We start from the raw sequence: 18,512 nt of genomic DNA, 5'->3' as shown, positions 1-18,512 counted from the left end.
CGCGGCAAGCCTGCCGACAGTTCGCTCCGGACCCTCACCGCTACCCTGAGCAGCATGAAAGCCACCTGGAACGGAGAGGTCATCGCGCAGTCCGCCGACACGGTGGTCGTGGAAGGCAACCATTATTTCCCGGCCGACAGCGTCAATCCCGCCTACCTGATCCCCAGCGACACCCACACCACCTGCCCCTGGAAAGGCGAGGCCAGCTACCACACCCTGCGGGTCGGTGGACAGGACAACCGCGACGCCGCCTGGTACTACCCCGCCCCCAAAGACGCCGCGCGACAGATCGCGGGCCGCATCGCGTTCTGGAAAGGCGTGACGATCAGCCAGGACTGATACGGATTCCTGCTCAGGCGAGCAGGGGAGGGCCCACGGGACTTCCGGAACCTGTGGTGCCCAGCAGCACGCGGTTCCAGCCTTCCTCGCCGCCGCGCAGGGTGTCCTGGGCGGCGTGCAGAAGTGCGGCGGCGCTGTCGTGCTCGTGTGGGCCGTGGAACGCCAGCCCGATGCTGACCGTGGGATTCACGCCCTCCAGCGGCCGCGAGGCGATCCGCACCCGCAGGCGCTCGCAGGCGGCGCGCGCCGCGCGGGCGTCCGGGGCGCGGAGCACCACGACCAGCTGATCCGGGTTCAGGCGGCCCAGCAGGTCCTCGTCCCGCAGGCCCCCCAGGGTCACGCGCGCCACGTGCGCCATCAGCCGCTCCGTGAAGCCCTGCCCGCGCTGCGTGGCCAGCGCCGTCATGTGATCCAGTTCGATCACGGCCACGCCCAGTCCCTCCGGGCGGCGGCGGAACTCGCGGGCCAGGGCATTCTCGACACTCCAGCGGTCCGGCAGGCCCGTCAGGGCGTCGCGGCCGTCCGGCAGGCCCTCGCCCAGCAGGTCGCGCCGCATCAGGCCCAGGGTCCGCACGACGGCGTTGCGCTGACCGCCCAGCAGCAGCAGTGAGGCCAGCAGGATCTGCGTGACGGCGCCGGTCGTGGCCGAACCGACCGAGCCGGCCGGACCGAGCACGAAAGCGAGCAGCAGCGCGCCGGTCCCGCCCAGGCCCAGCATGTTCAGCGGCCGGCTGTCCCGGCCTCCCAGCGTCCACAGGTGCGCGGCCAGCAGGACCGGCACCCACGGTCCCACCCCGACCACGGCGGCCAGTTGCAGGGATTCGGGCAGGCGGAACAGCACGAACCACAGGTGCGCCAGCAGGTACGTCCAGCTGCCCAGCAGCGTGATCAGGTGCAGGGTTCGCACGGGAACACGCGGACTGTGCAGCGCCGCCACCACCAGCGCGATCAGGCCCGACAGTGCCGGCAGGGCCACCCGGTCGAACTCGCTCAGGGGCAGCGAGGCCATGCGGACCAGCAGCGCGCCCAGCAGCAGCAGCAGCAGGCGACGGTTCACCGAGCGGCGTTCCGAGGAGTCCTGCATGGTACGCCCGGCAGCGTGCGGGTGGAGCGGACCAGTGGCAGGATGAAGGCGCATTCTGAGAGTCAGTGCAACACAGCTACTCTAACTCTGACCTGACAGTCAGTTCGGGGCGGCGGGTGGGTCGGGGGTACTGCTGGAGCCGGTACTGCGGTGGCCAGTATTGCAGTCACCCGCACCCGGCGCTCGTCAGTGGCCGGGCGCGGCCACCCGCACGCCCGCCGATTCCAGCGCCGCCCGCAGGTCACGGGCCAGGGCCGCCGCCTCGCTGCCGTCCCCGTGCAGGCACAGCGTCCCGGCCGGCACCCGGACCTCCTCGCCCGTCACGGCCTGCGTGCGGCCCTCGCGGGCGATCCTCACGCCCTGCGCGGTCGCGGCCGGCGCGGGCAGCAACGCCCCCGCCTGACCGCGCGGCCACAGGCTGCCGTCCGGGGCGTACCCCCGGTCCGCGAAGCCCTCACCGACCGCGCGCAGGCCCAGGGCGGCCGCCTCGCGCAGCATCACGCTGTCCTCGCCGGCCAGTCCGAAGTACAGCCCGACGCCGCTGTCGGCCGCCGCCTGCGCGACCGCCCGAGCCAGCGCCGCGTCACGCACGGCCATGTTGTACAGCATGCCGTGCGGCTTGACGTGGTTCAGCCGCACGCCCTCGCGCGCCGCGACCGCCTTGAGCGCCTCGATCTGCTCGCGCACGAAGGCCGTCACCTCGTCCGGCGGGAAGTGCCACTCGCGCCGCCCGAAGCCCTCGCGGTCCGGGAACCCCGGATGCGCCCCGGCCGCTACGCCGAACCGCGCCGCGAGCCGCAGCGAGTCCCGCATGGTCCCGGCGTCCCCCGCGTGGCCGCCGCAGGCGATGTTGGCGCTCGACACGAAGGCCATCACCGCCTCCTCGTGGGCGCTGCCTTCCCCCAGATCCGCGTTCAGGTCAATCTGCATGACGCCCAGCATAGGGGGCGGCACAGGGGCCAGCCGTAGCGGGAAGGCCGGCCGGCGCGAACCACGCCCGCAGCGACCCTTCCGCCTGCCGCAGCGCCCGCTCCTGCGCGTGCAGGGCCGCGCGGGCCTCTGGCCGCGTCACGGGTCGGACGGTCACGCGGTCGCCGGGCCGCAGTTGCCCCAGCCGGGGCAGGTCGGCGCGGATCACCACCAGCGGTGTGGGGTACCCGCCGTGCGTTCCGGCGTCCGGCAGCAGCAGGATCGGCCGCCCGTCCGGCGGGAGCTGCACCATGCCCGGCACGTTCGGCACGCTGACCCGCCCCGGATCGTGCGGGGCCGCCACAGGTCCTTCCAGCCGCACGCCCATGCGGTCGGCCTGCGCGCTCACCGTGAACGCGCGGCCCAGCAGCGCCCCCTCCAGCGGGCCGGTCAGGTCGGGCGTGGCGGTCACGCGCAGCACCTGCTCGGGCCCCAGCGGGGTGTGCAGGTCCGGCGCGACGAACGCCCGCCGGGCTGTCACGGGGGCCGCCGCGCCGCACGTCAGCCGGTCCCCGGCCCGCAGCGCCCGGCCCTCCAGGCCACCGAAGCCGCCGCGCAGGTCGGTCGAGCGACTCCCGAACACCTCCGGCACCTCCAGGCCGCCCCGCACCGCCAGGAACGCCCGCGCGCCCACCGGCGTGCCACCCACCCGCAGGGTCTGACCGGCCCGCACGGCCACCGCCCGCCAGGGCGGGAAGGGCGCGCCGTCCAGCTCGGCGCCGAACGGCGCGCCGCACAGACTGACCAGCGCCGCCCCGTGGAACAGCAGCGTGGGGCCGCCCAGCGTGACCTCCAGCCCAGCCGCCCCCGGCCCGTTCCCGACCAGCGCGTTGCCCAGCCGCCGCGCGACCGGGTCCGCCGCGCCGCCCGCCGGGACGCCCAGCGCCCGCACCTGCCGCCCGGCGTCCTGCACGGTGGTCTGCAGGCCGGGCCGCCGCACCTCGATCAGGGGCACCTCGATCAGCGCCGCGCCGCTCATGCGGACTCCGATTGAAGGGGCTGCAAAGGCCCTTCAATCCGAGCGGATGCGACTCGTAGAGCTGCCCCGCAGAGTAAGAGAGAAACGGGTTCCGGGCGTGGAGTTGGCAACCCGGCGCGTGGGCGGGTTGTCAGCGAAACAGACGGAATCCGTATCACGCGCCCCCCGCATGGCCGGAAGGGACCGACCCAAAGCGCACCCGGTCCCCGGCCCGCCACGGCACCGGTTCGGGGCGCGACAGGTCGAACAGCCGCAGGTCCGTGCGGCCCACGATCCGCCACCCGCCGGGCGTGGCGCTGGGGTACACGCCCGCCCACGGCCCCCCCAGCGCCACGCTGCCCGCCGGCACCCGTTCACGCGGGGCGTTCAGGCGCGGCATCCGCAACTCCGGCGGCAGCCCGGTCAGGAAGGCGAACCCCGGCGTGAACCCCAGAAACGCCACCTCCAGCGGCGCCCCGCACAGCGCCTCCACGAACGCAGCCTCACTCAGGCCCGCGTGGGCGGCGCACCAGGCCAGATCCGGCCCGACCTCCCCGCCAAAGCGTACCGGCACCACCAGCGTCCGCACGGTATCCGCCTGTGCGGGTCCGGTCAGGTCCAGCGAGGCCAGCCGCGCCTGCAGCGCCGCCTCCAGCTCCGCCGCGTCCAGGCGCAGCGGATCGAACAGCAGCGTCAGCAGGTGCAGCGCCGGAACGACCTCCTCCACGCCCGGCAGCGGAGAGTGTCGCAACGACTCCAGCAGCGGCCGCGCGTCCGGCGTGCCCACCGCCAGCGCCGCGTCCCCCAGCCGCGTGAAGGACACCTCTACACCCGCGCCGTTCATGCGCGCATCATCTCACGCGCCGCCCGGTACGCTGGGGCGCACATGACCTCCAGTTCCCGCCGCGTCCGCGCCGTCGCCGTCCAGCCCAGGTGGCACGCCACCGACTTCGTCACCGCCGACGCCTTCCGCCACTGGATGCGCGCCCAGCTGGAAGAGGCCCGCCCGCACCTCGCGCCGGACCGCCCGAACCTGGTCGTCCTGACCGAACTGAACGGCCTGCCGCTCGTGCTGCGCGGCGGCGGCTGGGCGCTGCGCCTGCGGACCTTCGAGCGCGTGGCGCTGGCCCTGTTCGTGGCCCGCCTGCCCCGCACGCTACCCGTCCTGCTGCGCGAACGCGTATCTCCCATCCGCGCCCTGCAACTCGCGGGCACAGACGCGAACACCGCCCTGTACCTGCGCACCTGCCGCGACCTCGCCCGCGAGTACGGCGTGTACCTGTGCTGCGGCAGCGCCCCCATGCCCCGCTACACCCGGCGCGGCGACCGCCTGACCCGCACGCCCGGCCTCCTGACCAACCAGACGGTCCTGCTGGACCCGCAGGGCGACCTGATCGGCGTGACCGACAAGATCCACCTGACCCCCGACGAGCAGGGCGGCGGCGTGGACCTCACCCCCGGCGACCCCCGCGAACTGCGCGTGTTCCCCACGCCCGCCGGGGACCTGGGCGTCGCCATCAGCCTCGACGCCTTCCGCCCCGACGTGATCGGCTCCCTTGAGGCGCAGGGCTGCACCGTCCTGCTGCAACCCGACGCGAACGGCTCCCCCTGGACCGCCAGGGAAGGCCTGCCGCCCGACCCGGCCAACCTGCGGGACCAGCCGGTCGCGTGGCTCGAAAGCAGCTGGCAGGTCACCAGCACCACCCGCATCCGCTACGCCGTGAATCCCATGGTCGTCGGGAACCTGCTGGACCTCACCTTCGACGGGCAGAGCGGCATCACTGGCCCGCACGAGGAGGCCCCCCGGCCGCGCAGCTACGTCATGACCGACCCCCGCCCCGGCTTCCTCGCCCTGACCCCCTGGGTCGAGGACGGCCCTCCCGAACAGCTGCGCCGCACCGGACAGCTTCTCGCCGCCGGCAGCGGCCACCCGCGCGAGAACGCCTACCGCACCGACACCCTGCACGCCGACCTGACCCTGCCCCCCACCACCCTCACCCCGCCCGCCCCCACCCCCCACGAGGACGCCCTGCGCGCCCTGCTCCGCGAGGAAATCCGCCCACCCAGCCGCGCTCCATGGGCAGTCCTGGCCCTGCTGCTGCTGCCGCTGCTGCTGCTTGTGCGCCGCAACCGTTGACAAGATCGCAAAGCCCCCCTATACTTCCCCTCGCGCTCAAGGAAACCCCGACAGCGCGCCCCGCCAGAAGGGGGGGTTGGCCGAGTGGTTGAAGGCAACGGTCTTGAAAACCGTAGTAGGGCAACCTACCGGGGGTTCGAATCCCTCACCCCTCGCCAGATGAAAACACGGTACGGCCATGGAGAGATGGGTGAGCGGCTTAAACCAAGCGTTTGCTAAACGCTCGTAGGGGTTATACCCTACCGCGAGTTCGAATCTCGCTCTCTCCGCCAAGTACCACCCAGCACCACTAACCGCAGAACAGGATGTGCCCGTAGCTCAGCTGGATAGAGCGTCTGACTACGGATCAGAAGGCCAGGGGTTCGAATCCCTTCGGGCACACCACGCAGACCCCCTCCCAGAGGGGGTTTTTCATTTCGGGCACGCGCACGGTCAGGGGCGCGTGCCTTGTTCGTGCCTTGCGGTCCGGACTCCGGTTCAGTGGAGCAGAGCGGAATCCGGACGTGAGCCGGAGAGCCCGGAGCCCCATCCGGCCTACTGCGGAGCCGGAGCGGGCCGCAGCAGCGGCAGTTGCCGGGTCTGGTCGCTGGTCAGTCCGGCGGCGTGTTCGAGGGCGGTGACGGTGCGGTCGAGTTCGCGGGCGAGGTCGTGAAGGCGGGGGCGGGTGTGCGTGGCGGGCGCGGCGAGGTACTGGTCGCTGAGCAGGCGGTAGTACTGGAGGGTCCCGTCCCGTCCTTCCCGGAAGCGCCCGAAGTAACTGTCGCGCTGGTCGGCAGGCAGGGCGCTGATGTCCGCGAGGATGGTGCGGGCGTTGTGGAGTTTGTCGGACGCGCTGACCAGCAGCGCCGGGGCGGGCTGGCCGGTCAGGTGACGCAGGTACTCGGTCTTGCGGTCCGCCCAGGGGCGTTTGGGCTGTCCGGGGGGTGGGGTGTCGTCGGTGGCGCCGTGCACGAGGGCGGCGACGGGTTCGCCGAAGCGCCGGGCGATCTCGGCGCGCAGGTCCTCGGGGGTGCGGCCGGTGTGGGCGGGGCCGTCCTCCAGCGCGTCGTGCAGCAGGGCGGCTATGGCTTCCGGCTGGTCGGCGCCGTATTCCAGGGCGATGGACGCCACGCCCAGCAGGTGAGAGACGTACGGGAGGCTGGGCGTCTGACCAGGCGGGACCTTGCGGTACTGGCCGGTGTGCCACGCGGCGGCCAGGGTCAGGGCGTCGGCGAAGGTCGCGTCGAGCGGAAAGTCGGGCATGTCCGTCACGATAGGGCAGGGGAGAGGGCGGCGCGCACGTGGTTGTGCAGCGACTGGAAGGGGCCGCCAGGAGGGGCGCCGCGCCCGGTCTTCATGAGGTCCGGGTCAGTAAGTTTTATGTGAGTTCCCTGGGTTTATGGTTCAGCCACGTTGAACGGTGGGCTAACCGTCGCGAGGAGGAACTGACATGGATCACGGGAATATGCTCCACACGCAGTGGAACACTTCATACATTGTGCTGTCGTACGTTATTGCGGCGCTGGCGTCGTACGTGTCGCTGGAGCTGGCCGGACGTGCCGGGCAGAGCTTCAAGACCAGCGCCAGCCGCTTCTGGCTGATCGCGCAGGCCCTGGTGCTCGGGTACGGCATCTGGGCGATGCACTTCGTGGGCATGCTGGCGTACCAGGTGGACGCCGCCGCGAGCTTCGGCGTGGGCCTGACCATCTTCTCGGGCCTTATTGCCGTGGCCCTGATCTACCCGGCGCTGCGACTGCTGCACGGCGGGCCGCTGACGCCCGTGCGCCTGGGTTCGGCCGCCGCGCTGGCCGGACTGGGAATCGTCGTCATGCACTACACCGGCATGGCCGCCTACCAGCTGCCCGGCACCGAGGCGCAGATCGTGTGGTTCCCGCTGGTCGGGTCCATCCTGATCGCCGTGGGCGCCAGCGCCGTGGCGTTCTACCTGTTCCGTATGCTGTCCAGCAGCTGGGCCGAGCGTCAGTCCCGCCTGACCCTGACCGGCGTGAAGATCGGCGCCGGACTGGTCATGGGCGGCGCCGTGATCGGCATGCACTACACCGGCATGGCCGCCCTGCAGTACCGCGTCGTGGATGAACTGAAGGTCGGTCTGGCCTCCAGCGGCGTGGACACCTCACTGCTGGCGCTGCTGGTGGGCGTCGTGTCGTTCCTGCTGATCGGTCTGGCCGTCACGAGCCTCCTGATGGACGCCGGCCGCAGCGTCGACAGTGGCGAGATGGATTTTACCAGCGCCGCCGACTGACCTTCGGCCCGTCCTGCCGGGCCGCGCTCCGCGCCCGCATTCCCCGTCTTCCCGTTTCGCCCCACTCTCCCGGAATGTTCCGGCTCTCCCCGCCGCCCCTGGCTGCGGCCCGTAAAGGAAGTTGAATCTGCATGGCACGAATCCTGATCGTTGATGACTCCCCCGCCGACCTGAAATTCATGGAAGCCGCCCTGAACGGCTCTGCCCACACCGTGACCGCCCTGAACGACCCCAATCAGGTCGAGGCCGTGGCCGACCAGCTGCGCCCGGACCTGCTGATGGTGGACGTCGTCATGCCCGGCCGCAACGGCTACGAGGTCGTGCGCGGCCTGCGCCGCCAGCCCGGCATGGACGCCCTGAAAGTCGTGTTCGTGTCCAGCAAGGGCAACGAGACCGACGTGAAATGGGGTCTGCGCCAGGGTGCCGACGACTACATCGTCAAGCCGTACACCCAGGATCAGCTGCTGGGCGTCATCTCCAAGCTGCTCGGCTGATGCCGGACGCGCTGCTGGTCCGCATTCAGGGCACGCGCCTGGCCCTGCCCCTGTCGGGTGAGCAGACCATCGCCGAACTGGGACCGGTGGCGCCCCTGCCGAACGGCGAACCGCTGCTGCTGGGCCTGACGACCGTGCAGGGCCGCGCGGTCCCGCTCGTGAACCTCGCCCCGCTGCTGCCCTCCACGGAAACCGGTCCGGGCGGCGCGGGCGGTATGCCGGACGGCCTGATGGTCCTGACCGACCTGGACGGCGACCGCGTGGCCCTGCTGGTCAGCGAGGTGCTGGGCGTCACGTCCCTGCCCACCCCGGCCCCCAGCGCCGCGCTGCTGATCGACCTGCCCGGCGGCCCGCTGCTGAACCCATCCGCGCTGCTGCTCGAACTGCGCGACTCCCTCGAACGCTGATCCCTGCCCCCTCACCTGCCCGCCGCCCGCTGCCCGTCGCCCTTCTGCTTCACCCCCCCCCTTCCGGAGGTTCACCCATGCAACTCCAGTTCCAGACTGCCCGACTGTCCCGCCCTGCCCGCCCTGCCAGTGAACAGCGAGTCGGCTGGCTGGGACAACTGCGCGTGGGTCAGAAACTCTCGCTGACCGCGCTGGCGTTCGGTGTGCCGCTCACGGTGCTCGTCAGTCTGCTGCTGGCCGCCGAGCAGCGCGACATCAGCTTCACGCAGCGCGAACTGACCGGCATCGCGCTGTTCGAGCCGCTCAAGGGCATCGAGACGAACGTGAACGCCTTCGTGGACAACTCGCTGGAAGGCAAGCTGGAAGAGGCCGCCAAGAACGCCGCCGCCGTGGACGCCTCCATCGCCTCACTGGAACGCCAGGCGGACCCCATCTACCGCGAACGTATCCAGGCGTTCAAGAACGAGTGGAAGGTCCTGCCGGACTCCATCGGGACGCAGGCGGACCTGGCGATCATCCAGAACTTCCAGAACCTGATCAGCACCTACCAGCGCGGCATGACCGAGGACGCCCTGACCCAGTCGGGCCTGATGCTCGACCCGGTCGCCGACAGCTTCTTCGTGATGGACTCCACGCTGCGCGTCCTGCCGGACATCCTGATCCGTCTGAACATCGCGTACCTGACCACCGAGGCCGGTGTGCGCGAGGGCGGCGACCCCGCCCCCTACCTGGACGTGCTGCGCCGCCTGGGTGTGGAATTCGAGACGGCCCTGAGCACCTACAACGGCAGCGTGGAACGCGCCGTGCGCGCCAACCCCGCCCTGCAGGACACCCTCGGCAAGTCCGCGCAGGCCTTCACGGACTCGCTGACGCCCGTGATCGCCGACATCAACCAGGCCGTGGAAACCCGCAGCCTGAAGGGCATCAACATCGACAACATCGAGAACGGCGCCTCGCTCAAGGGCAGCGCCGCCCTGAACACCGGCACGCAGTCCCTGGCCGGCATCCTCCAGCAGCGTATCGACGAGTCCCGCCGCCAGCTGCTGCTGACCCTGGCGCTGGTGGCCGCCGCGCTGATCGTGGCGTTCACGCTGCTGATCCGCCTGTCGCGCTCCATCGTCAAGCCGCTGGCCTCACTGACCCGCGCCAGCCGCGCCATGTCGCAGGGCGACCTGAACGTGCAGGTGCCGGTGCAGACCCGCGACGAGCTGGGCTTCATGGCCCACACCTTCAACAACGCCGCCGCGCAGCTGCGCGTCAACGAACAGAAGAACGTCGCCGAACGTGAGGAAGCGCAGCGCCTGCAGGGCAACATCGGCTCGTTCCTGGACGTGACCATGGACATCGCCAGCGGTGACCTGACCCGCCGCGGCGTCGTCAGTGAGGACGTGCTGGGGAACGTCGTGGACTCCATCAACGTGATGGTCGACGAGCTGGGCGCCGTTCTGGGTGAAGTGCAGAAGGCCTCCGCGTCCGTGACCGACGCCAGCCGCGAGATGCTGGGCACCACCGACCAGATCGTGCGCGGCGCCGACACCACCACCACCGAGACCCGCCGCGTGGCCGAGCAGGTGCGCGCCGTGACCGACGGCTTCCGCGAGATGGCCGAGGCCGCGCAGCAGAGCGCCGAGTCCGCCCGTCAGGCGCTCGCGGCGTCACAGCAGGGCCGCGAGGCCGTGCTGGGCACCCTGGACGGCATGCAGAACATCCGCCGCGAGGTGCAGGGCGTCTCCCGCCGAATCAAGACCCTGGGTGAACGCTCGCTGGAAATTCAGGAAATCGTGGACACCATCTCGCGCCTGTCGAGCCAGACCAACCTTCTGGCACTGAACGCCTCCATCGAGGCGGCCGGTGCAGGGGCCGCCGGCAGCCGCTTCGCGATCGTGGCAGACGAAGTGCGTAAACTCGCGGACTCGTCCGCGCAGGCCACCGCGCGCATCGCCAGCCTGATCCGCACGGTGCAGCTGGAAATCACGGAGGTCGTCACCAGCGTGGAAGACGGCACCCGCGAGGTGGAACAGGGCTACCGCGTCGCCGCGACCGCCGGGGAGCGCATCGAGGAACTGGGTCAGCTGGCCGCGCAGGCCGCGCAGTTCGCCGAACGAATCAACAACGCCACCAACGAACAGGTGCGCGGCGTGGAACAGGTAAACGCCGCCGTGCAGCAGATCGGTCAGGTCGCCGAGCAGTCCCACGAGAGCGTCGAGCAGGGCCGCGCCGCCGCGCAGCGACTCCAGCACCTCGCGCAGAACCTGCTGCAGAGCCTGTCGCGCTTCAAGCTGCCCAGCTGAGACGTCCGCCAGCCGGGGTGATCACCGGAGGGGGCCAGCCCCCCCGCGCCCCCGCTCTTCACTGTCCCCCTTCATGCCCACTGCGAGGAATCCTGAGATGACGTCCGTCCCTTACAACCCGGTCACCCTGGACGCGGACCTGACCGCCACGTACCTGCAAGACGCCCGCAGCGTCACGGCCGGGATCGAGGACGCGACCGTCGACCTGTGGGTGCCCGCCACGCGCCTTCAGGCCATGGAAACCCTCTGGGTGCTCGGTCACCGCCTGCAGGGCACCGCCGGCCTGTACGGCTACCCGCAGACGGCGGCCCTCGCGGGCCTGCTCGAACGGCTCATGGAAGGCCGCGCCAGCCTGCCGGAGGAAGCCGTCCCGCAGATCACCGAGGTGCTCGAACCGGCCGTCACCTGCCTGAACGCCGCGCTCGACCGCATCGAACGCGGCCAGGGCGAAGGGGACGTGGGCCTGATGTTCGCGCACCAGGGCGGCCCCGCGCGGGTCACCACCCTGCTGCGCGAGTACCCCTTCGAACTGCGCGCCCGTGAAAGCCGCGACCACACCCAGGAGGAGCAGCCGTTCGCGGTGATCAACGCGCCCATCTGGGAGGACTTCGGGCCGGAAGCGGCCGAACTGACCGCCGCGCTGCGCCAGGGGTTGATGGCCGACACGCCGGACCTGACGGCTCTGTTCCGCGCCGCGCACACCCTGAAAGGCAGCAGCGCCATGGTGGGGTTGCAGGACCTTGCGGACGCCGGGCACGCCCTGGAAGACCTGATGTCCAGCGCCCGCGAGGACGGCATTCCGCTGGACCGCGCCCTGCCGCTGCTCGAAGACGGCCTGAACGTCGCCGAGGCCGTCCTGGCACACGCCGAGGGTCGCCTGCCGTCCCAGACGCAACGGGTGCAGACCTACCGCGCCAGCGTCGCGGCGCTGCTGGGCGGTCAGGCGCCCGCCCTGCCGGTCCCAGCCGCCACGCCCGGCGACGCCGCCCGCCCGGAAACCCGCCTGAGCGTCCGCGTGGACAGCGCCCGCCTGGACGGCATGCTCGACGACGTGGCCGGACTGGTCGCCAGCCGCGCCCGCCTGAACGGCCTGCTGCTGCGCCAGCAGGGTCTGGCCCGCAGCCTGGACGCCGCACACGAACGCGTGCAGCGCACCGTGCGCGACTTCGAGGAACGCTACCTGAACCCGAACCTCACGCCGGGCGGCGCGGCGGCGTCCGGCATGGCCGGCGCGGCCTCCCCCCGCCCTTCCGGGGACCTGCAACTCCAGGACCGCCTCGCGGACTTCGGGGCGCTGGAACTCGACACCTACGACGACCTGAACATCCTGGCGCGCGCCGTGACCGAGCTGAGCGCCGACCTGACCGAGATCCGCGCGCAGAACGCTCAGGCCATCAGCGCGCTGGGCGACGAGCTGACCGGCCTGGAAAAACTGACCCGCCAGCTGCGCGTGGAACTCAGCCGCGCCCGCCTGCTGCCGGTCAGCCGCGTCACCGCGCCCCTGCACCGCTGGGCGGGCCGACGCGACGACCTGACCCTCAGCATCCACGGTGAGGACAGCCTGATCGACGCGCAGCACGCCGGGCCGCTCGGCGAGGCGCTGCTGCACCTGCTGACCAACGCCGCCGTGCACGGCGCGCAGCCCCCCGAGGAACGCGCCGCGCAGGGCAAACCAGAACGGCTGCAGGTGAGCGTCTCGGCGCGCGTCGCCGACGGTCACCTGAGCGTCACCGTGCAGGACGACGGGCGCGGCCTGAACTTCGCGGCGCTGCGTCAGCGCGCCCTGCAGTCCGGGCACGCCAGTGCCGGCGAACTCGCCGCGTACACCGACGAGCAGACCGCGCAACTGGTGTTCCTGCCGGGCCTCAGCACCGCCGGGCAGGTCACGCAGGAAGCCGGGCGTGGCGTGGGCATGGACGCCGTGCGCGACGCCATCGCCCGCCTGGGGGGCCGCGTCACCCTGAGCAGCCGCCCCGGTCAGGGCACCGCCATCACCCTGCACGTCCCGGTCGCGCAGCAGATCACGGACGTGCTGGTCATGCGGGTCGGCACGCAGCGCGTCGCGGTCCTCGCGTCGCAGATGCAGGGCATGAGCATCCTGGACGGAGACGCGCCCGCCGGCAGCGTCGACCTGAACGACCTGTGGGGCGAAACGCCCGACACCGTGCGGTACGTCGCCCGCATCGCCCTGAGCGGCGCCGGCACCCTGCACGTCCTGGTCGACGAATTCCTGAAACTCGAGGAAATCGTGCTGCGACCCGCCGGGAAACTGCTCGGCAGCCTCGGCTACCTCAGCGGCATGACCACCCTGAACGACCCCTCCGGGCAGGCGTTCCCGGTCGCGATTCTCGACCCGGCCGGACTGGCGCAGGCCAGCGCCCGTGGCGTGCGCCGCGCCGCCCGCCCCGCCGTGACCGCCCCCGACAGCGCCCACATCCTGCTCGTCGACGACAGCCTCAGCGTGCGCCGTCACGTGGGCCGCAGCCTCGAACGCTTCGGCTTTCAGGTCACCACCGCCAGCGACGGCCAGGAAGCCCTGGAACGCCTGCTGGCCGGTCAGCGCGCCGACCTGCTGCTCAGCGACCTCGAGATGCCGCGCATGAACGGCTTCGAACTGCTGCGCGCCGTGCGCAGCAGCCCCGCGCACGCTACGCTGCCGGTCGTGATCATGACCACCCGCGCCGGCGAGAAACACCAGCAGCTGGCCATGGAACTCGGCGCCAGCGACTACCTCGCCAAACCCGCCGAGGAACGCCTGCTGCAACGCCGCCTGAACGCCCTGCTGCCCGCCGGGAAGGTCCGCGCGTGACCTGGACCGGGTCGGACAGTTGCTGCCTGGTGATCTCACCGCAGCTGACCCGCGCCCTGTCGCACGCCGCGCTGATCGAGGCGGCCGGATGGACCGCCTCCACCGCCGCCGGCGGCCTGCACGCCCTGACGCAGATCGAACGCGAACGCCCGTACCTGGTGATCATCGACCCGCAGCTGGAGGACCTGAGTCCGGCGGACCTGCACGAGATCCTGCGGGACGACCCGGCCACCGCCGAGACGATCATCCTGATTCCTGGCGCGCAGCTGCCCAGCCGCTACGGCGGCCCGCACGACGTGATCATGCCCGCCGGACTGAGCGTCCCCGAGGGACTGGCCCGCGCGCTGGCCCGGCTGGCGGAACTGACCGCGCCCCGCTGGTCGGACCCGGCCACCGCCGCGCTCGCAGGAACCCTGACCGACCTGAACCTGACCGACGTGCTGCTGTGCGCCCAGGAACTGCAGCTCTCGGGGCTGCTGATCGTGCACCTGGGCGCCGAACCTGCGCACCTGGTGGTCCGCCGGGGTGAGATCATAGACGCGGAGTACGGCGCCCTGAACCCCTCGCAGGCCGCGACGCACCTGCTGACCGTGGCGGGCCCCGGCGACTTCCGGTTTCATCTGATCTCGCCGGACGCCCTGAACGGCTACCCCCGGCAGATCTCCCTCCCCACGTCCCGCCTGCTGATGGAAGCCGCCGTGCAGGTCGATCACACGCGCGCCGCCAATCCGCTCAACTCTGCCCTGGAGGCCTCATGAACCCGTCCGATCCGCACACTCCCGCCCCTACCACCATCCTGGTCGTGGATGACAGCGTCAGCGTCCGCAAAGCCCTGGAACGCATTCTCGCGCCGCAGGGCTACGCGGTCCGCATGGCCGACAGCGCCGAGAACGCCCTGCTGGCCCTCGAACCGCTGCCCGACATGATCCTGGCCGACATCCTGATGCCCGGCATGAGCGGCCTGGAACTGGCCCGCATCCTGGGCGACCGTCAGCTGAACATTCCCGTGATGCTCATGAGCGGCATCGTGGACGAAGTGACCCAGCGCGACGCACAGGCGGCCGGAGCCTGCGGCGTGCTGCGTAAGCCCTTCACGCCCACCGAACTGCTGCCCGCCATCGAACCGCACCTGCAGGCCGCCCTCGCGCGGCGCCAGGACGGCCCGGCCAGCACCGAGCCTGCCCCGGCGGTCAGTGAGCCCACGCCGGTTCCTGCCCCGCAGGCCGCCGCTGCCCCCGCCGCGCCTGCCCCCACCGCGCAGGCACCGGTCGCCGCCGCACCTGTCCCCGCTGCCCCCGTCCCGGCCGCGCCGGTTGCCCCGACGCACACCCACAGCGGCCCGCTGGCCTCGCTGCGCGCCGTTCCCGGCGTCCTCGGCGCGGTGCTGTACGACGCCGACGGCGAACGCCAGGACGAGTTCGGCGAGGCGCTCCCCGAGAGCTTCGGCATGTACGCCCGCTTCCTGGTGACGGCCGCCGCCACCGCCAGCTTCCACCTGAACCGCGGCGACCTGAGCGGCCTGCAGGTCACGTACGGCCAGCAGACGCTGCTGCTGACCCCCTACCGCGACGGGCAGCTCGTGACGCTGCTGGCCGCCGCCAGCGCCGCCGCCGCCGTACACGGCTGGCAGGGCGCCCAGCTGAACTGATACGGACTCCGATTGAATGGGCTGCAAAGACCGTTCAATCCGAGCGGAGCGAGTGGGAGCAAAACGGGTTCCGGACGTGGAGTTGGCAACCCGGCGCCCTTCCGGGTTGTCAACGGAACAAACGGAATCCGTATGAAGACCGCTGTCGCACGAGGAGGGGGCAACCTGGGCACACGCCCGGATTGCCCCCCTCCTGTCCGGAATCCGGGTGCCCGTCAGCGGCGCAGCCAGCCCATCAGCGGCGCAGCCAGGGGGTGGCCCAGCGGGTCACGGCGGGCATGACGAGGTAGGTCATGGACAGCACGACCACAACCATCTGCGGCAGCGCCCGCACGGGCATGGGGTAGTGGCCCAGCCAGGGTTTCAGGGCCTCACCGAACAGCCACGACGTGCTGACGCTGACCGGGTACAGGGCGGCCAGTGTCAGCAGCGCCATCTTCCAGCGGGGCGGCTGGCGCAGGCGGGCGGCGGCGGGCGGCGTGAACCAGAAGTCCAGGCCCGGTTGTTTCTCGAAACTGACGTGCTCGTCGACCAGCGGCGCGATGCGCGCAAGCCAGTCGGCGCGTTCTGGCGAGAGTTCCCAGTCGGCGGCGGCGTTCAGCGAGTCGAAACGGGCCAGCAGGGTGTACTCCTGCTCGCCGGGTGGGGGGCGGACCACGCCGGTGCCGCGGTGGCCGGGAATGCGGGCCAGCAGGGCGTTCGCCTCGGTCAGCAGGGCCTCGTACTCGGCTTCGCGGCCGGGGCGGATGCGGCGGCGCACGACCAGACTGACCGGGTCGCTGGGCCGCGTGTCGGTCAGGTGCAGGTCGCCGCTCACGCGCCCTCCCCGGCGGCCGGCTCAGCGGTCGGTTCGGCGGCCGCTCCGGTGGGCGCGCGGTGGGGCCACACGACGAGCAGCACGCCGGTCAGGATGACGCCCAGCGCCGCCCAGCCCAGCGTGCCCAGCCGCTCGCCGCCCAGGCCGACGCCCAGCGCGACCGCCACGACCGGGTTCACGTAGGCGTAACTGGTGGCCAGCGCGGGCCGGGTGTTCGCCACGAGGTACATGTACGCCGAGTACGCCAGCAGACTGCCGAACACCGTCAGGTACGCCAGCGCCCACAGGCTCGCGGCGCTGGGCGCGCCCCAGCGTTCGCCCATCAGCAGGCTCAGCAGCAGCAGGACGCCGCCGCCGGTCAGCATCTCGGCGGCGCTGCCCATCAGGCCCGGCGGGAGCGGCAGGTGCCGGGACCACTGACTGCCGAAGGTCCAGCACAGCGGCGCCAGCACCAGCAGCGCGGCGGCCAGCGGCGTGGCCCGCAGCTCCCCGGCGTTCAGCAGCGCGATCCCGATCAGGCCCACGGCGATGCCCAGCCACTCGCGGCCGCCCGTGCGTTCCCCCCACAGCCGCCCGAACAGCGCGGCGAACAGGGGCGAGACGGCAATGATCATGGCCGCCACCGAACTGCTCGCGTCCCGCTCGGCCAGCGTGACCAGTCCGGTGCCGCCGCCCAGCAGCAGCGTGCCGACGGCGGCGCTGGCCGCCCACTGCCGCGCGGTCGGGAGGGCCGCGCCGCGCAGCCGCAGCACCAGCAGCAGTAGCGCGCCCGCCACGCCGAACCGCGCGGCCAGCATCCCCAGCGGCGGCAGGGTCTCGATGGCGACCTTGATCCCGAAGTACGTGCTGCCCCACACGACGTACACGGTGCCCAGGCACAGCAGGACCAGCGGCGTCAGGACCCGCGCGGGCGCCGGGCTCAGGGCGGGGGCGCTCACGACGGGTCGCGGGGCAGGCGGCTCTCGATGGCGCGGGCGTGCGCCTCCAGACCCTCGGCGCGCGCCAGGGTCGCCCCGGCCGGCCCGATGCGGCGCAGCGTGCCCTCGGTCAGGCCCACCACCGAGATGATGTTCTGGAAGTCCCGCACGTTCACCGGGCTCATGAAGCGGGCCGTGCCGCCGGTCGGCATGACGTGACTGGGTCCGGCCACGTAATCGCCCAGCGCCTCCATGGAGTACTCGCCGATGAACACGCCCCCGGCGCGCTGCACCTGCCCCAGCAGGCTCCAGGGGTCACGGGTCAGCAGGCACAGGTGCTCGGGGGCGTACAGGTTCGAGAGCTCCAGCGCCTCGTCCAGCGTGCCGGCCAGCACGACCTTCATGCGCGCCGAGACGCTGTCACGCGCCCAGCCCCGGTTGGGTTCCGGCAGCGCCTCCAGTTGCGCGTTCAGTTCGGCCTGCACGCGCAACAGCAGCTCGCGGCTGGTCGAGACGAGCACCGGTTCCGCGCCGTTGTGCTCGGCCTGCGCGAGCAGGTCGGCGGCCACGTGGCGCGGGTCGGCGCTGTCGTCCGCCACGACCAGCGTCTCGGTCGGGCCGGGCAGACTCTCGATGCCGGTCTGGCCGTACACCAGTCGCTTGGCGATCACCACGAACAGGTTGCCCGGCCCGGCGATCTTGTCCACGGCGGGAATGCTGGCCGTGCCGTACGCGAGCGCCGCGATGGCCTGCGCACCCCCGGCGCGGAACACCTGCGTGAGGCCCAGTTCGCGCGCCGCGACCAGGATGGCCGGGTGAACGCTACCGTCACGGGCGGGCGGCGTGGCGATCACGATGTCCGTCACGCCCGCCACCTGCGCGGGCACCGCCGTGTGAATCAGGGTGCTGATCAGCGGGGCCAGCCCGCCCGGCACGTACACACCCACGCGCGCCAGCGGCCGCACCAGTTGCCCCAGCGCGCCGTCCGGGCCGTGGTTCAGGAACCCGTGCGCGGGCTGCTGCTCGTAGAAGGCCCGCACGCGGGTGATGGCGGTCAGGATGGCGGCGTGCAGGTCGGCCGGTACGCTCGCGGCGTGCAGGTCGTCGGCGCTGACGGCCAGCGTGTCGGGGCGCGCGCCGTCCAGCCGCTCGGTCCAGTCGCGCAGGGCGTCGTCGCCGCGCTCACGCACGTCGGCCACGATGCGTTCCACGACCTGCGTGGGGGTCAGGGCCTCGCCGAAGGTCGCCTCGATCCGGGCCAGCACGGCGTCCGGCACGGGCAAGTCATTGAAGGTGCGCGTCAGGGCGCGGCGGGCGTCAGAGCCTTGCAGAACTTGCATGATCACTCCAGAAAAAGGGGAGAGGGTGGGGCAGCTGGGGCAGGAAGAGGTCGGCCCTCA

At 71.9% G+C, this 18,512-nt stretch carries 17 protein-coding genes and 3 tRNA genes; 12 read left to right on the top strand and 8 right to left on the bottom strand.

Features of this window, described 5'->3' with window-relative positions; genetic code table 11:
• Positions 1-54: 54 nt before the first annotated feature.
• Positions 55-339, top strand: coding sequence for a DUF427 domain-containing protein (locus tag BXU09_RS04075; RefSeq protein ID WP_055363603.1), 285 nt, complete (start codon positions 55-57; stop codon positions 337-339).
• 13 nt (positions 340-352) lie between these two features.
• On the opposite strand, the gene BXU09_RS04070 is transcribed toward BXU09_RS04075, so the two are convergent.
• From BXU09_RS04070 to BXU09_RS04055, 4 genes are all read right to left on the bottom strand, one after another.
• On the bottom strand, positions 353-1,423 hold the full coding sequence (locus tag BXU09_RS04070) for a GGDEF domain-containing protein (protein WP_078300739.1): 1,071 nt from the start codon (positions 1,421-1,423) through the stop codon (positions 353-355).
• A 186-nt stretch (positions 1,424-1,609) separates the two neighbouring features.
• Complete coding sequence (locus tag BXU09_RS04065) at positions 1,610-2,353, bottom strand: 5-oxoprolinase subunit PxpA (protein ID WP_078304723.1); 744 nt, start codon at positions 2,351-2,353, stop codon at positions 1,610-1,612.
• Positions 2,343-3,371 carry a biotin-dependent carboxyltransferase family protein gene (locus BXU09_RS04060; protein ID WP_144011964.1) on the bottom strand — a complete coding sequence of 343 codons (1,029 nt, stop codon included), beginning with the start codon at positions 3,369-3,371 and terminating at the stop codon, positions 2,343-2,345. Before BXU09_RS04060 ends, BXU09_RS04065 begins: the two co-directional genes overlap by 11 nt.
• 154 nt (positions 3,372-3,525) lie before the next feature.
• Entirely contained in the window at positions 3,526-4,194 is a 669-nt protein-coding gene (locus BXU09_RS04055) for an allophanate hydrolase subunit 1 (protein WP_078300738.1), read from the bottom strand.
• Positions 4,195-4,236: 42 nt separating this feature from the next.
• Here BXU09_RS04055 and BXU09_RS04050 point away from each other — a divergent pair, with 42 nt between their 5' ends.
• The 4 genes from BXU09_RS04050 (at position 4,237) to BXU09_RS04035 (ending at position 5,871) form a co-directional block, all read left to right on the top strand.
• The gene (locus BXU09_RS04050; RefSeq protein ID WP_078300736.1) at positions 4,237-5,487 is read left to right on the top strand and encodes a nitrilase-related carbon-nitrogen hydrolase; all 1,251 of its coding nucleotides are present in this window, start codon (positions 4,237-4,239) and stop codon (positions 5,485-5,487) included.
• 70 nt (positions 5,488-5,557) lie between these two features.
• Positions 5,558-5,645: transfer RNA gene (locus tag BXU09_RS04045), tRNA-Ser, on the top strand.
• A gap of 22 nt (positions 5,646-5,667) precedes the next feature.
• Positions 5,668-5,759: transfer RNA gene (locus tag BXU09_RS04040), tRNA-Ser, on the top strand.
• Between the two features lie 35 nt (positions 5,760-5,794).
• A tRNA-Arg gene (locus BXU09_RS04035) sits at positions 5,795-5,871 on the top strand.
• A gap of 150 nt (positions 5,872-6,021) precedes the next feature.
• Here BXU09_RS04035 and BXU09_RS04030 read toward each other — a convergent pair.
• Positions 6,022-6,729, bottom strand: coding sequence for an HD domain-containing protein (locus BXU09_RS04030; protein WP_078300735.1), 708 nt, complete (start codon positions 6,727-6,729; stop codon positions 6,022-6,024).
• A 187-nt stretch (positions 6,730-6,916) separates the two neighbouring features.
• Here BXU09_RS04030 and BXU09_RS04025 point away from each other — a divergent pair, with 187 nt between their 5' ends.
• The 7 genes from BXU09_RS04025 to BXU09_RS03995 all read left to right on the top strand — a co-directional run bounded on the left by BXU09_RS04025 (position 6,917) and on the right by BXU09_RS03995 (position 15,378).
• Entirely contained in the window at positions 6,917-7,729 is an 813-nt protein-coding gene (locus BXU09_RS04025) for an MHYT domain-containing protein (protein WP_078300733.1), read from the top strand.
• A 131-nt stretch (positions 7,730-7,860) separates the two neighbouring features.
• Complete coding sequence (locus BXU09_RS04020; protein WP_055363772.1) at positions 7,861-8,223, top strand: response regulator; 363 nt, start codon at positions 7,861-7,863, stop codon at positions 8,221-8,223.
• Positions 8,223-8,630, top strand: coding sequence for a chemotaxis protein CheW (locus BXU09_RS04015; protein ID WP_158235725.1), 408 nt, complete (start codon positions 8,223-8,225; stop codon positions 8,628-8,630). The genes BXU09_RS04020 and BXU09_RS04015 overlap by 1 nt, the downstream gene beginning before the upstream one ends.
• 77 nt (positions 8,631-8,707) lie before the next feature.
• Positions 8,708-10,921 carry a methyl-accepting chemotaxis protein gene (locus BXU09_RS04010; protein ID WP_144011963.1) on the top strand — a complete coding sequence of 738 codons (2,214 nt, stop codon included), beginning with the start codon at positions 8,708-8,710 and terminating at the stop codon, positions 10,919-10,921.
• A 97-nt stretch (positions 10,922-11,018) separates the two neighbouring features.
• A complete protein-coding gene (locus BXU09_RS04005) occupies positions 11,019-13,730 on the top strand; it encodes a hybrid sensor histidine kinase/response regulator (protein ID WP_168174553.1) in 2,712 nt (903 codons plus the stop codon).
• A gap of 29 nt (positions 13,731-13,759) precedes the next feature.
• The gene (locus BXU09_RS04000) at positions 13,760-14,488 is read left to right on the top strand and encodes a DUF4388 domain-containing protein (RefSeq protein ID WP_144011962.1); all 729 of its coding nucleotides are present in this window, start codon (positions 13,760-13,762) and stop codon (positions 14,486-14,488) included.
• On the top strand, positions 14,485-15,378 hold the full coding sequence (locus BXU09_RS03995; protein ID WP_078300728.1) for a response regulator: 894 nt from the start codon (positions 14,485-14,487) through the stop codon (positions 15,376-15,378). Before BXU09_RS04000 ends, BXU09_RS03995 begins: the two co-directional genes overlap by 4 nt.
• A gap of 235 nt (positions 15,379-15,613) precedes the next feature.
• Here the strand turns inward: BXU09_RS03995 and BXU09_RS03990 are convergent, their stop codons facing one another.
• The 3 genes from BXU09_RS03990 to hisD are packed head-to-tail and all read right to left on the bottom strand — an operon-like array spanning position 15,614 to position 18,452.
• Positions 15,614-16,195 carry an antibiotic biosynthesis monooxygenase gene (locus tag BXU09_RS03990; RefSeq protein ID WP_230285791.1) on the bottom strand — a complete coding sequence of 194 codons (582 nt, stop codon included), beginning with the start codon at positions 16,193-16,195 and terminating at the stop codon, positions 15,614-15,616.
• Entirely contained in the window at positions 16,192-17,133 is a 942-nt protein-coding gene (gene yedA / locus BXU09_RS03985; RefSeq protein WP_240501006.1) for a drug/metabolite exporter YedA, read from the bottom strand. The genes BXU09_RS03990 and yedA overlap by 4 nt, the downstream gene beginning before the upstream one ends.
• Positions 17,130-18,452, bottom strand: a complete 1,323-nt coding sequence (gene hisD / locus BXU09_RS03980) for a histidinol dehydrogenase (RefSeq protein WP_078304716.1) — start codon at positions 18,450-18,452, stop codon at positions 17,130-17,132. The genes yedA and hisD overlap by 4 nt, the downstream gene beginning before the upstream one ends.
• Positions 18,453-18,512: the final 60 nt, after the last annotated feature.

This window comes from Deinococcus sp. LM3, assembly GCF_002017875.1.
Lineage (GTDB): Bacteria > Deinococcota > Deinococci > Deinococcales > Deinococcaceae > Deinococcus.
Note: the sequence above shows the minus strand (reverse complement) of the source record. Positions and strands in the feature narration are given on the sequence as shown.

Bases quoted from the DNA above. Each gene is read 5' to 3' on its own strand.
- BXU09_RS04015 (WP_158235725.1), top strand. From the start codon at position 8,223: ATGCCGGACGCGCTGCTGGTCCGCATTCAGGGCACGCGCCTGGCCCTG.
- BXU09_RS03995 (WP_078300728.1), top strand. From the start codon at position 14,485: ATGAACCCGTCCGATCCGCACACTCCCGCCCCTACCACCATCCTGGTC.
- BXU09_RS04025 (WP_078300733.1), top strand. From the start codon at position 6,917: ATGGATCACGGGAATATGCTCCACACGCAGTGGAACACTTCATACATT.
- BXU09_RS04060 (WP_144011964.1), bottom strand. From the start codon at position 3,371: ATGAGCGGCGCGGCGCTGATCGAGGTGCCCCTGATCGAGGTGCGGCGG.
- BXU09_RS04005 (WP_168174553.1), top strand. From the start codon at position 11,019: ATGACGTCCGTCCCTTACAACCCGGTCACCCTGGACGCGGACCTGACC.
- BXU09_RS04030 (WP_078300735.1), bottom strand. From the start codon at position 6,729: ATGCCCGACTTTCCGCTCGACGCGACCTTCGCCGACGCCCTGACCCTG.
- hisD (WP_078304716.1), bottom strand. From the start codon at position 18,452: ATGCAAGTTCTGCAAGGCTCTGACGCCCGCCGCGCCCTGACGCGCACC.
- BXU09_RS04075 (WP_055363603.1), top strand. From the start codon at position 55: ATGAAAGCCACCTGGAACGGAGAGGTCATCGCGCAGTCCGCCGACACG.
- BXU09_RS04070 (WP_078300739.1), bottom strand. From the start codon at position 1,423: ATGCAGGACTCCTCGGAACGCCGCTCGGTGAACCGTCGCCTGCTGCTG.
- BXU09_RS04055 (WP_078300738.1), bottom strand. From the start codon at position 4,194: ATGAACGGCGCGGGTGTAGAGGTGTCCTTCACGCGGCTGGGGGACGCG.
- BXU09_RS04050 (WP_078300736.1), top strand. From the start codon at position 4,237: ATGACCTCCAGTTCCCGCCGCGTCCGCGCCGTCGCCGTCCAGCCCAGG.
- BXU09_RS04010 (WP_144011963.1), top strand. From the start codon at position 8,708: ATGCAACTCCAGTTCCAGACTGCCCGACTGTCCCGCCCTGCCCGCCCT.
- BXU09_RS04020 (WP_055363772.1), top strand. From the start codon at position 7,861: ATGGCACGAATCCTGATCGTTGATGACTCCCCCGCCGACCTGAAATTC.
- BXU09_RS04065 (WP_078304723.1), bottom strand. From the start codon at position 2,353: ATGCAGATTGACCTGAACGCGGATCTGGGGGAAGGCAGCGCCCACGAG.